This window comes from Agrobacterium leguminum (genome assembly GCF_005144435.2).
GTDB lineage: Bacteria > Pseudomonadota > Alphaproteobacteria > Rhizobiales > Rhizobiaceae > Agrobacterium > Agrobacterium leguminum.
The window spans coordinates 1706990-1720178 of sequence record NZ_CP120211.1; the positions used below are offsets into that span (position 1 = coordinate 1706990).

Genomic DNA, 13189 nt, shown 5'->3' on the forward strand with positions numbered 1-13189 from the left:
CGGCCTCATGCCGCCTTGGTGTCATCAAAAGCCTCGCCTCGCAAACAAATGTTGACAATAGCGATCACATCGCGAAATGTTGCGATAGATTCGCTAATTGAAGCGATGAAACCGCTAATATTTCGTGGTTCTTGGAAGCCGCGAATCAACATGAGAGGGCAATCCCATGAAGTTCGCCTATTTGAGCGCAGAAGATGCACAGAGACTGTCCGCCGATTTGCGCTCGGTTGAGGCTGGAATCACCCACACACTGTCACTCCACACCGCTCCCATCCTCGAAGCCCATCAGATGTATTCACGCAGGACGGCCTGCCTCTCAGGATACGTCTTTGGACATCCATCTCTGGGAGACAGTCGTGAAATCATGACCAGTCAGCTCATGTACATGGACACGGAGATCGGCATCGCGCGTACGCTCAACCGTTGGTACCGCTTGGGGCGTCCGGCCGGAACTGGAGAAGCATGAAGCCGGGCCGAACGCGGCCTGCTTCGCACCCATGCTGGACTAAGATTCAAATAGGTGTCCCGTGACAGATAAACCGCCATCACAAGATCGCCACTTCCAACGCCGGCAGCAGGCAGCAATCGCCGGATTGCATCTGCCGACCGCCGAGGAGTTGCTCCGAGGGATGGCCTTCTTCCGCGAAGACTTGGCCGAAGACATCCGCGAATATTCCGACCGTCTGTCGGGTCTCCTTAAGAAGCGAAAGCGAACTAGGCTTGCGCTCCTCACCACTGGCCTGGATGAGCTAGCATTGCATCCCAGTAACGACGCCGTGCTTGCGGTGGAGGCCGCTCTCGATCTCATTGATGATGCCCAAGGATTGCCGTTCGATGAGTGCCGCCTGCGATGCAGATTCTACCGGGCGTTCTTCGGGGATGGCCAAGCGACGGCGTTGATCGCCGGGGAGATCGCCCATCTAGCTTCTGAGAAGCTCACTGCTGCGGAGAGTCTCCACCTGCTGTGGCGTTCGCTCAGTTGGGCAGCACAATCCCGTGCACTCCACGCGCGGCAACGGGCGGGTGTCTCTATTCAGCGATCCGCAGAGTGGTTTGAGATGGAAGTGCGGACCTACGAGGACCACTTCAAGAATGCGATCACGTCAACAATGTTCGATGGGTCTGAACCCAAGGATTCAGGTGATGCCGGCTTTTCAATCCCGACCTGGGAAGAAGAGCCCTTAGAGCACCAGACGCGACCGACTAACGGTGTCGTCGTTATCAACGGCATCGGTAATGACACGACGGCCGAAGGGAAGCGAGTAGCCAAGGAATTCGAACAGTTCAAACAGCGTGCGTTGCCTTTGCCCGGCATGCCTCAATTGAGCGAAGTTCGTGCGCGGCTGATCGCGGAATTTCCCTATGCAGTGACGGTTATTGACAATGTGCTGGAGGGCCTTGATGGCCGGGGCAATGTCTACCTGAGACCAATGATCCTGTTTGGTGCGCCCGGAAGCGGCAAGACTGAGTTTGCCAAACGATTGAGTAAGGAACTCGGCGCGCCCTTTGAAGTCATATCTTGTGGCGGCCTGAGCGATAGCGCCATCGGCGGGACCGCCCGGAGGTGGTCATCGGGCGAACCAAGCCTCGCGATCATGGCCGTGCGTCGCCACCGGTGCGCCGGACCGATTATAATTCTCGACGAGATCGATAAGATCGGCACCAGTCGCAACAATGGCAATGTGCACGACGTGTTGATCGGCCTGTACGAACCGGTGACATCGCACTGCTGGCATGATCCCTACATTCAGGCCCCATGCGATCTGTCGCACGTGTCTTGGCTGATGACCGCGAACTCGATTGAGCCGATCCCGGGAGCCTTGCGCGACAGGTGCCGAATCTTTCGCTTTCCCACCCCGGGAGCCGATCAATTGCCGACGCTCGCCCCGCGTATCCTGGAGCGGCTGTACATCGATGCGGGTTACGATCCGCGCTGGGCCAAGCCACTCGAAGGATTCGAATTGGACGCCTTGGCGAAAGTCTGGGCCGGTGGTTCGATCCGAAGGTTGGAACGGGTTGTCGAGGGATTGCGGAAGGCGCGCGAGCAAGCAAGGCGGCTACAATGAGCTTTCCCGAGGTCTCATATGCTGGCACGCACGTAATGTTTGACGGCGACGTACACTCCTCGCGGAGGAGTCCAACACAAGCCGCTTCGCGTGCAGACATCTCCTAGCCTGGGCCAAAGGCCGTGCTCAACGTGACTAACGACTGCTCGAAATGGAGTCTGGTATGCCACGAGGCGGTAAGGATAAGACCACCGAAGCCGACGACGTCGGGCCGCTCGAAGAAGCGCCGGACGGCCAGGAGACTTTTGGCCAGGCACTATCACGTGCTGGCTTCGAGCCGGCAAAGGTCGGGCGCAGGATTGTGTCCCAGGGGAGACGCAGGGAGATGCTAAAGACGCGTGCTTCCAAGGACGCGGACAAGTAGAGCTTCGGAAGGGGCATTCGCATCCTCCGGAGCCTCAAGGAGGCGAGATCATCCCGGGAGCGAAATCACCTCGGAATGATGGGGCAGCTTCATCGGAATGGGCACTGTTAAAGGACCAGTGGTCGTCGACATTACCATCCGAAATGGCCCCGGCGCGAGCTACCGAATTGGCCGCGAGCCCCTGCCCTTTGGCCCACAATGGCCAAAGAGCTTTCAAATACTTCCCTTTCTTATCCGATCAGTCTCGATAGTCCGGCGCCTGGCGCTCAAGCTGCCGCCGGATGCTTTGCAGATGCATCCTGGCACTTTCCGGATCCCCTTCCCGCATTTGCCGGGCCATATCGGCGGCGACATCCGGTAAAACCGGCAGAAGTTTGCGGCCTCAGCCCATCGCGAGTGTGGATGGCGATGACAGAATTGCACTTTTAAAGCGAAGTAATTACACAGATTCGTATTCTCACCTTCTTTCTCAAGGCGACGACATGCGAATAGCCAGCGTAAAGATAAGCAATTTCCGGGGAATCAAGACTGCGTACTTACTTCTGCCTGCCCACGCGGTTATCATTGGCGACAACAACGTTGGCAAATCCACCGTACTGGAGGCTATCGATTTGTGCCTGGGGCCAGATCGGCTCAACAGGCTCCCTCCGATCGACGAGCATGATTTCCACCTTGGGCGATATCTCGCAAGTGCTGCCGCCCCCCCCAAGGACGGCAAAGCGGACGCTGCCGCTGAGGCCGCGCCGAAACCAGCAGGAGAAGAGCCGGCAGCGGGCGAATCCAGCAATCCGATAATCGAAATCGAGCTCACTGTAACCGGGTTGTCGGAAGAACAGCGGGATCACTTCAATTCAAACATCGAGTGGTGGGACGAAGCAACCGAAGCCCTCTTCAACGGTAGCGCCGAGGAACTCGATGATTCCTTGTCGATCCCCGCCATCCGCGTAACCTTCCGCGGATGGTACGACGAGGCGGAAGACGACTTCGCCGGAAAGACCTACTACACGCGCAGTCTCGCAGAGGACGAAGCGCCGTCGACTTTCGGAAAGCGAGACAAGCAGAAGTGCGGCTTCCTCTATCTCCGGACACTGAGAACCGGATCCCGTGCTCTCAGCCTCGAGCGTGGAAGTCTCCTCGACATCATCCTACGCCTAAAGGAGATAAGGCCCAGAATGTGGGAGGACACGCTTCAGGGCCTGAAATCTCTTGACGTCGCGACGGACCCGGATCTCGGACTCAGCGGAGTGCTGGAAAGCGTCGCGAAGGCGATGAAGAAATACGTTCCTAAGGAATGGGGCACGAACCCTCACCTGCGGATTTCGAACTTGACGCGCGAGCACCTGCGTAAGGCGATCACGGCCTTCATCGCGACGGGGGAAGGAGACCATGCTGCTCCGTTTTTCCGGCAGGGAACGGGGACTATCAACATGCTGGTCCTGGCGCTGCTGTCGCAAATCGCGGAGGACAAGCAGAATGTCATCTTCGCGATGGAGGAAGTCGAAACCGCGATCCCGCCATATGCACAGAAGAGGATCGTTCACGAACTCCGCAAGCTTTCGGCGCAGTCCATAGTAACTTCGCATTCTCCCTACGTGCTGGAGGAATTCGGCGTAGACGAGACGTTGATACTATCTCGGGCTGCGGACGGCGTAATGAAGAAGTCCACGGTGCGGCTTCCTGACAGCATCAAGCCCAAACGTTACCGACAGGACTTCCGTCAAAGGTTCTGCGAGTGCCTCCTTGCAGGACGGGTGCTCGTGGTCGAAGGTGCGACGGAAGCAAGCTCCTTCCCAGCAGTCGCCCGGAGGCTCGCAGAACTCGACCCCGAGTCCTACCAATCGCTGGAAGCTCTCGGAATCAGCGTCTTCGATGCCGGCAGCGACTCGCAGGTCGCGCCGATGGCGAAACTATTTAGCGATCTCGGGAAAAGAATCTTCGGAGCCTGTGACCACCAGACCGCCGAAAGCCAAGCTGCAATCGAGGCAGAGGTAGAGAAACTCTATATGCACGACCAGCACGGTTTCGAGGCGTTGGTACTTGGAAACACCACAGCCGCGGCGATGGAGCGTTTTGCCGACCTGGTCGAATGGCCGCAGCATCTCACGACGAAGTATGCGGGAAATCCGAAGTCGAACATCGCCGGAGCGCTGATGGATCTGTTCACCTGGAATAAGGGCGGATGGAGTGCAGCAGACTTCCTAGCGCAGTGCACCGTGGAAGAAATCCCCCAGTTCCTGAGAGACGCGTGCACCGATCTGAAGGAACGGTGCGCGCCTTCTGAGCCGGAAGCGGATCTCGGCGCGTCTGTCGTCGAAGCTGGTGGCCAGGATGCCGTTTGAACTGACTGAAGGCCAGAAGGACGTCCTTGGTTCCGACGGCTGCCTACTCGTCAGGGGAGGCCCCGGTTCCGGCAAGACCACCGTTTCGATTTTGAAAGCGGCAAGGCTGACAGTGGGCTTGAGACCAAGCCAGCGCGTCCTGTTTCTCAGCTTCGCGAGGGCCACCGTTGCGCGTGTGCTCGAGGCAATCGCGGAAGAGGACTCGCTGACGACCGCGCAGCGTCAGGCTATCGAGGTCGATACCTACCACTCATTCTTCTGGAGCCTGATCAAGACACACGGCTGTCTCCTAGGCTGGCCGCGTCGCCTGACGGTGCTGACACCGTCGGGGGAGGCAGCGGTCGTTTCAGACATAACGTCGCAGTATAAGGCGCTCTCCAAGCTTTCGGACGCGGAAAAGGCGGAGCGCAGGGCGCAGATCAACACGGAGTTGGAGAGGGTGGCTCGAGAGGATGGGCGCGTCTGCTTTGACCTCTTCGCACCGAAAGTCGCAGGCCTCCTAGAGGCAAGCCGAAAGCTTCGAGGACTCGTGTCGTCGAAGTATCCAGTGATCGTGCTCGACGAGTTCCAAGATACGAACGCTGACCAATGGCGGGTTGTCAAAGCCCTCGGGGAGTTCTCCACCTTGATCGCCCTCGCCGACCCCGAACAGAGAATCTTCGACTTCATCGGTGCGGATCCTGAACGGCTGAATCATTTCATAAACGCCTTCAATCCGACCACTTTCGATCTCGCCGGGGACAACCACCGGAGCAAGGGCACTGACATCGCGCTGTTCGGCAACGACATCCTGCGAGGCAAATATAGCAAGAACTCGTATAACGGCATCGACTTCGACACCTTCGCCTCCGCCGACGCCCCCGCTATGATAAAGCTCAAGTCGACCGTGCTGGCGGCTCGCGGACGACTTCAAGGGCGTGGTGATCCTTCCTGGTCGATGGCGGTTCTTGTGCCGACCAAGAGACTGACGAGAGTGGTGTCCGACTCCTTCAGAGCACCGACTGGCCAGTTGCCGGCAATTCCGCACGAGGCGGCAGTCGAGCTTGACGCCGCTATCCTGGCTGCCGAGGTGATTGCATGTCTACTGCAGCCCGACGACGGCGTATCTCATAGAGACGAATTCATAAACCTGGTCGCCGAGTACTTTCGTGGCAAGAACGGCAGCGAGGCCTCGATAACAAGCATCCGTCAGGCATCGTCTATCATTAGTGCCTACGGGAAATTGAAGGAACGGGCGGCACGTGGACTTCCGCCGACGGCAAACAGCATCATGGTCGCTACGATGGAAGTTTACGACGCATGCCGCGCACTCGTTGTCACAGGTGATCCGGATAGCGACTGGAGGGCGATCCGAGACGTTCTTGAAAACGGATCATGTCAGAGGTTGACGGAGATTGGCACCGAGACCCGCAATGTACGGCTTTTAGGCCGCGGAAGCCAGCTTCGACAGGCCTTGTCGGAGGACCGACGTGCGAACGGCGCCTACAAGAACGCACTTGCCATTGTTCGAGCAGCCTTCGTCCAGGAGCATTTCGCCAACCGCTCGAAGCCTGAGCGCGGCATTTCCGTGATGAACATGCACAAGGCAAAAGGAAAGCAATTCGACGAAGTCATCATTTACGAGGGCTTTCCGAGGCGCAAATACGGTGGGGAGATCGTCAGCAACAGCGACCGCATTGTCCGTGGCAATTCCCGCCAGCATGCGAATGCAGAGACGAGGCAGAATTTCAGAGTCAGTATAACGCGTGCGAAGCTGATGACTACGATCCTGACCCCCGCCGATGACATTTGTGTGCTCCTGATCCCTAAGGACGACGACTAGGCGGAACAAGCAGCATCCGATTGTTTAGGTCTCAGTTGAATGCCTTCGGAAGCGGCCGTTCGCCGCTAGGCCCGACGAAGTATCGCGCTCGAAACACCCTATCTGGATGGCAAAGATTGAATTTCACGAAAGTGAGGCTCTTCACCGCTTCCAAGTTGTCCAACCCACGTTGGCAAGAACCATTCTCGAACGATGTCCTCGAACGTTTGGCCAATGGCGGAAAACTGCTCCCAAGACAACGTGCAAAGTTCATGAAACTGCTTGAGCGGCGTAAGGGCAGCGTCGTCGCCTTTAATGAACGCTTCGAGTCCCCGCAAGATTAGACCGAGCGTATCGGCCTCAATGTTCTTGATGATCAAGTCCAACCTGGCTCTATAGTCCCGCATTAATTGCCATGGGATGTCCCGTTCCCAGATAGGCATTGCACGCAAGCGCCGCGCGAATCTCTCGATCATGGCGAAATTGCTGGCAAGGTTCTCCACATACTCATGCCTGGCGAGCTCCTGGAGAATCCAGCGAGCTTCGCGGTACTGAAACTGCGCGAGGTTGAACATGCCGTAGAGTTTGGCGCGAGCGGCGTAGAACTGCATGACTTGCGCCGATCTCGCATCGGTCAACTTGTTTGCTGCAGGGATGAGCACCGTGATGGTCCCTTGCCGACTGAGGTCGATCCCGCGCGGCTCTATGATCTTGTCATAGTAGTCGGTCAGGCAGACGTAGTAGACTTCGCTCTCGGAAAGATCGCAGACGAAAAGCATAAGTGGTGTCGACGGCCCCATGAGACGGGCATTGTCGACCGTATCGGTGTCAATCGCAAAACGGACAACGTCGAGTTCATGGTCCGCTTCCATGTCCTGTGCGTCGAGAGCTTTTTCGACATTGCCTCGCCGCCTGATCGGCTCAACGCCGCGCGCAAGTGACGTTGTCGACTTGAGTTGAACAAACAGAAATTCTCCCAGCGTAGGAATCTGCTGTCCCTCGCGCTTGAAAACCTCGATTGTCACATCCACGCCGTAGTCCGGATGCAATTTGCGGATAACCCATTCCTCTGGAAGCAGCTTTGAGACTAGAAGCTCGGAAGCGTCTTCCTTTAGGTGGTTGTCGACGCGGCGTTTCGCCATTGCTCGCATCCCTAGTTAGCTCTAAATTTCACGATTGCACGTCGACAAATGACTTCAGCGATTCTGTAGGATTGGGACGCTGGTGAGTATCACAGTCACTCAGTCGGTGGGCGAGAAGAAAGCCGCAGATCCTGCGATGGTTTCGACCAATAGACTCCGGTCTAAAAACACATTGCGTTGCTCGCAACTTGTTTCAGCGATGAGCAGACAGCCGTGGCAGGCCGCGCCATGGAGCGCTCGGTCCTCGGATGCCTTTGTTGGGTCGTGATCAGCACAGATAGGGTCACCAGAACATAGCCCGAGGCGGCGGAGAGCGGACGCCATGACGCCCGGGAAGCGGCGAGTGACCTCAACCAGGCCGCCGAGCGTTCCCTGATTACCGGCGCTAGCGGTGTAGATGAGGATACCGCAATCCTTCGGCTGGCCTGGCAGACCAGGAATGAGATAAAGGCGCTCTTTCAACGAGCTTGCGGGATAGCCGCAGTCGATCGCCACCTCGTTTATCAGAGCATGAGAAAGGCTATGCGCCATCGTGTACTCGATGTGCTCTCCTTCCCACGCCATCTTGTCTGAAGCGCCACGGTCGCGACGCGATTTCCTCCAGGCTCTGAGACCGCCTTCCAAGACGGTTCTACGCTCTCGAACCGATGATCGCGATGCCCACGCCATTAGCGCAACAGGGTCGAAGCGTATGAAAAAGCCCTCACCGTACTGTTCGATCGCCGGCAACCATTCCGGAACCTCGCCTAGCGGCGCGCCGTTCACAGCGAGACCAACATCCTCCACCCCATCGTCAGCCAATGGGGCCGGTTCAAAGCGCGTGAAACCATAGAGGCAGGACACCTCCCGAAGCCGGTGGACCGCCACTAGGTCCTTGATCCCGGCAAGCGTAGGTTCACGTTTCGGATCCCAGAGGTTTCGATCGAGCGTTTCGGCATGGAGTCGGGCGTCGGGGCGGTTCTCGCCGATTAGCGCGCGCCCGCTCGCCAGCAATTGGAACTCAGCAATCCGAGGATTCATCTGGTCGGTATGATCCGAATTCTTTCCGGCCGCTGTTCGAGCTTCTATTCGACCGAAGACGTCGGTATCGGAGAACGGTCCCAGGTTCGCCGCGACAAGTGGGTTGAACCGTTTCGCCATGGCGACCTCGATTGCGGACGAGCAGGTGCTCACGTTCGACCACACCACGTCGAGCGCCTTGTCGAGCGCGTCGTTCGCTTCAGGCAACGAGATCACACGTACGATCTGAGGAAAGTATGTGTTGGTTGCACTGCGGGTGAGGAGCCGGAGGGAAATGTCGCAGCCGTCCGGATCGTCCGGACCAATCCAAGGTCTCTTGCCGCTGCACGGCCCGAGCCGACCGGGTTGAAAAAGCTCCTCCAGCGAAAGCTGCGCGCCGCATTCACAGACGATGCGAGTGTCGCGGGGATCGGCGCTCGTACCGGAATCTTCGAGCCACATCGCCCTTCGGCAGGCACCGCCTTCGCCCCGCGCCTCGCCAAAGCGCCCGGCATGCACGACCCGCCGCCATTCGATATCCTGCAAGTGCCCCTTCTCGCATCCGCAGACGAACCGGAGCGGCGAGGCGTGGCGCTTCTTACCGTCGTCGCCTTTCCAGTCGAGCCGCTTCGGAGCCTCCAGTTCACTGAAGCGGACGATGCGGCGTCGGTTGGGTGCATCGCCGGCGATGGAGTCGCAGGCGAACCACTCCGGAAACACCTTTGCCTTGATGGCCGGTGACGGTAAGCGCGGGTTTCCGGGATCAATAGGCGGAGTGCGGAAACTAAGCGGCTTTGCTGAGGAAATTCGCTTGTCATTGCCACCCGCAAGCCGGCGCTCCAGCAACTGCGCGAGCCGCGGTTCCTCGATTGGCTGGAATGCCTGGGGACCGAAGGATTCCCAATGGTCGAGTCCCATCACTAGGACGGAACGGTCGGGGAGATCCATCATCGCACCTGGCCCAAAAAGCCCGACCACTTGCCCCATGCGTATCTGGTCTTTTGCCATAGTGGACCTCAGCTCAGCGTGTTACCGAAATTGTCGATGATTTTCAGGATCGAGGCATGTTCGACGTCGCGCATCGAACGACCCGCCTTAAAGGCTTTAAGGTCGGGATCGAGGCCCGCCAGCAGCGGATCGAGCGGCTGGTGTAGTAGTGCCTGAGTGCCCGGATAGCCGTAGTAAAGTCTCTCGGCGTTTCCGCGACGGTCGTCGGCGATTCGTCGCCAGGTGGTGAGCAACTCCTCCACGATGTTCTTGAGTGCAGCATGTCCTCCGACAACTGACTCCGAGGGTGCACGGGAGAGGATCACGTCGACAATCTCCGGCACCAGCACATGGTCGGGCATCTCAACAGCGTTGCGCTCGTCGGTCAGCTCCGGATGCAGGTGCCTAACACAGGCCACGATGACGGCGGCCAGTGCTCGGTCGATCGCTCGCGCCGCCCAAGGCGTCACGCTGGTCGGTTCGACGACGCGGTAGAACGCTGCATGGAACTGGCGGAAGCGCTCGAAGTGTAAGCGATCGCGCGGCTTCTGTGCGTTGAGGAGTGTCACCACCAGTCCCGGCTTGTCTGGCAATCTCCCTACGCGGCTCGATGCCTGAATGTACTCCGAGGCCGATTTCGGCTGTCCCTGCATCAACATCAGCCCTAGGCGACCTATGTCGAGGCCGACGGAGATCATATTTGTGGCGAGCGCTACATCGACGCCCGCCTTGTCGGCGGCCACCACCGCAAGCGAGTCCTTCGCCGCGGCCACCTTGTCGGTACTTTCGCGTGAGGTGAGTTCGAGCACGTCGCGCATGCGACGGCTCGCGAAGGGCTGATCGGGTGGGGCGACGCGCCGCCGCTTGTCTCCGTAGTCTGAGAGATAACTGCGCACCTCGTCTTCAACGATGCGTCGTGCGCCACCGAGTTCGCGCAGCGCGTTGAAATAGCCAAGCGCGGTCATATAGGAATCGGCGTCGTTCCCATCGTCAGCCTCCTTCTGGGCGGCGGCGAGCAACGTGGTCAGCGTTCGCAGGAAGACGAGCTTTGGGCCCTTGCCCGGAGCGGCCAGTCCTAAGTACAGCCGCGCTGGACGTTGGGTCGGCGGTACGGTCTCGGCAAAGAAGCTGTCGCGTCGGTCTGGACCCGGTGGAGGAAAGATCTCGGTGCTCTCGCGGTCGAAGAGCGCCTTGATCTGTGCCGTGGCACGCCGGACGGTCGCGGTGGAGGCGACTATCTTAGGTCGAACACGTAGGCCCATCATCGTTCGACTAGCAAGCCGATCGAGAGCAACTTCGTAGAGCGCCGCGACCGTACCGAGAGGCCCGCTGATCAGGTGCAGCTCGTCCTGGATAATCAAGTCCGGCGGGTCGAGTGTGAACCCGTTGCCTAGCGGCCTTCCGTCCCCCGCCTTGTCGTTCGCGCCGTAAAAGCCCCATTCGTCCGTGCGGTTCACATGGCCGAAAAAGGCGCCCGCCTCGCCGAGCCAGGGAAGCCCAGCGAACTTGTCGACGGTAGCGATGACAAAGGCTGGGAGTCGACGGTAGATCGCCTCGTCGACGGTAAGAATTGGCAGCGCCCGCCCGCCGGTGAAGTCGCAGTCCGCATTGGTACAGCGAATCTCCATGTTCTTCGGTGCAAGGGCGTTAGGCGTGCAGGCAAAGCTGTCGGCTGTGAAGGGCTCCGCGCACCATGGGCAGACCTTTATCGGCGCTGGCGCTTCCCGGCCTGAGGTCTTAAAGCGCTTGACGCGGATGACCGCCGTGTCCGGATTGGGGTTGCCTTGGCCGCCGAGACGGTTCGGCGATGCGGCGGACCCGACCCAAAGGCCGATCTCGATCGGCCAGTCACCCAAGAGACGCTGCGTTCCTTCCATCCAGGCAGGCTCGCCGCGCATCAGTTCCAGTGCACAGACGACGCCCGCTGCGCGCGAAAGCTGATCGAGCGTGAGCAGGCGCAGCGTGTAGCGCATCAGCACCGAGACGCCCGCACCAAGCTTCCCATCAGCCGTCAGGCGGCGATGAGCGATTGTCCAGGCGGCGAGGCCGAGATAGGCTTCCGTCTTGCCGCCGCCCGTCGGAAAGAACAGCAGGTCAACGATTTCCCTGTCCTCGTGCAGCTTGTCATTCAGGCCGGGCAGGTTCAGCAGCACGAAAGCGAGCTGAAACGGCCGCCAAGTCGGCTGCTTCTGCGCCGCCGGATCGCCGTTGCGGCCCGCTGTGCGCTGCCGTGCCGCACGGGCGACGGCCTCATTCATCGCCTGGAAGGCCAGCCGCGCCCACTTGTCCTTCTTCAAGAGCCCAATGCCAGCCTCAATGCGTCCCTGTGCGCGGCGGGCAGCATCAAGCAGTCGCGCAGCAGTCCTACGCCGCGGCTCTCCCTCGATCGTACCAATCCTACTCGCTTCGGTATCGATCCAGGACGCATATTCGCCGGGCAGGCCCGAGAGCGCTGCCACCAGCGCATCCGGGTCGCGGGCAGCGAGTTTCGACAAATCCTCCATGCCAAATGTCGCGCCGATCTTCTCGTTCGGCTCGACGCGTTCCACCTCTGCCAAGGGCAGGAAGTCCGTATGTGCGGCGCGCACTACGCCTTCCTCGTCGGGCACCCAGCCTGCTGATGTGGCGTTGCCAACCGCGAATTCAGCCACGTCGCGATAGTGGAGGTCGGCCATCGCGGCATCCGGATCTTCGGAACCGAATCCTGTCATGTCCGTACGAGGAAATAGAGGCAGTTCGCTGCGGACCTCCAGTCTCACCTGGAAAGCGAAGGTCACGTCGGCAAAGCGGCGGCGCGTCGGATCGCGGCGGTTGACGAGCATCACCGTCAGCGCCATGACGTCTGCATTGGTGCCGTCTGGCTGGGTCAAGCTATAGGGCCGTGCAAAGGCTTCAACGACGAGTCCGCCGCCGGGGCGCTGCTTTCCGGCCGAGCCTTCAAGTGTACGGGTTATCCGTTCCCCAGGCCTCGGAACCGCGATTGTCACGCGAGCCATGCCGGGAATGCGCTGCCATGCAACATTGCGGTGCTTCGGATCGAATGCCGCCGCATCGTCGAGGAACACCTCAGGCGGCAATGGAGGCTCGGTTACATAGTCGCCCCACGTGGCGGTGACGTCGACGGTTTCTGCACGCGCATCTACCAGAACCGTCAGCCCGCACGCCGATGGTGCCAGCGGTCTTCTTGGGGCAGGATCGTCGGGCGCGGTATCGTCAGCGGCGCGGGCATTTCCTGTCTCAGGATCGCCCTGTTCCTCGCCGTCGGTGACCATGTCGCCGGTCTCCTCCGGTTGGTCCACTTCATCAGCGCCGTCTGTCGGAGCTGGCACTAGGAATCCTGTGAGGTACCAGCGCGAAGGATTGGTATCGAGCTTCTCGTCCGCGATGTCGATGTCATTCAAGTTTGGTCCGATCAGATCGCGTCGGAGCGTCTCTACGAGACGACCGCGCACTGCAGTCGGCGATTTCGGATCGATGCTCATGACTCCCCC

General features: G+C 59.5%; 8 protein-coding genes and 1 pseudogene. 4 read left to right on the forward strand and 5 right to left on the reverse strand.

The genetic code is table 11. The features are described 5' to 3' along the window. Window positions 1-5: 5 nt before the first annotated feature. Window positions 6-152 (reverse strand): hypothetical protein, encoded by a 147-nt coding sequence (locus CFBP4996_RS08510; RefSeq protein ID WP_162935845.1) that lies wholly within the window; start codon window positions 150-152, stop codon window positions 6-8. Window positions 153-166: 14 nt separating this feature from the next. Between CFBP4996_RS08510 and CFBP4996_RS08515 the strand changes: the two genes are divergently transcribed. Together CFBP4996_RS08515 and CFBP4996_RS08520 are read left to right on the forward strand one after the other, a co-directional pair. Further along, entirely contained in the window at window positions 167-466 is a 300-nt protein-coding gene (locus CFBP4996_RS08515; RefSeq protein WP_080851476.1) for a DUF6634 family protein, read from the forward strand. Window positions 467-527: 61 nt separating this feature from the next. Continuing rightward, window positions 528-2066 (forward strand): AAA family ATPase, encoded by a 1539-nt coding sequence (locus CFBP4996_RS08520; RefSeq protein ID WP_137396237.1) that lies wholly within the window; start codon window positions 528-530, stop codon window positions 2064-2066. 602 nt (window positions 2067-2668) lie between these two features. On the opposite strand, the pseudogene CFBP4996_RS29530 reads toward CFBP4996_RS08520, so the two are convergent. Continuing rightward, a pseudogene (locus CFBP4996_RS29530) lies at window positions 2669-2812 on the reverse strand (aldolase); the annotation flags it as partial. Window positions 2813-2912: 100 nt separating this feature from the next. Here CFBP4996_RS29530 and CFBP4996_RS08525 point away from each other — a divergent pair. Both CFBP4996_RS08525 and CFBP4996_RS08530 read left to right on the forward strand, forming a co-directional pair. After that, a complete protein-coding gene (locus tag CFBP4996_RS08525) occupies window positions 2913-4769 on the forward strand; it encodes an ATP-dependent nuclease (RefSeq protein ID WP_080853129.1) in 1857 nt (618 codons plus the stop codon). Continuing rightward, window positions 4759-6591, forward strand: coding sequence for a UvrD-helicase domain-containing protein (locus CFBP4996_RS08530; protein WP_080851470.1), 1833 nt, complete (start codon window positions 4759-4761; stop codon window positions 6589-6591). The genes CFBP4996_RS08525 and CFBP4996_RS08530 overlap by 11 nt, the downstream gene beginning before the upstream one ends. Window positions 6592-6689: 98 nt before the next feature. Here CFBP4996_RS08530 and CFBP4996_RS08535 read toward each other — a convergent pair whose 3' ends face one another. The 3 genes from CFBP4996_RS08535 to drmA all read right to left on the reverse strand — a co-directional run bounded on the left by CFBP4996_RS08535 (window position 6690) and on the right by drmA (window position 13180). After that, the gene (locus CFBP4996_RS08535; RefSeq protein WP_162935844.1) at window positions 6690-7712 is read right to left on the reverse strand and encodes a DUF4365 domain-containing protein; all 1023 of its coding nucleotides are present in this window, start codon (window positions 7710-7712) and stop codon (window positions 6690-6692) included. A 99-nt stretch (window positions 7713-7811) separates the two neighbouring features. Then, window positions 7812-9719 carry an MrfA Zn-binding domain-containing protein gene (drmB, locus tag CFBP4996_RS08540; protein WP_080851464.1) on the reverse strand — a complete coding sequence of 636 codons (1908 nt, stop codon included), beginning with the start codon at window positions 9717-9719 and terminating at the stop codon, window positions 7812-7814. 8 nt (window positions 9720-9727) lie between these two features. Then, window positions 9728-13180, reverse strand: coding sequence for a DISARM system helicase DrmA (gene drmA / locus CFBP4996_RS08545; protein WP_080851462.1), 3453 nt, complete (start codon window positions 13178-13180; stop codon window positions 9728-9730). Window positions 13181-13189 lie beyond the last annotated feature (9 nt).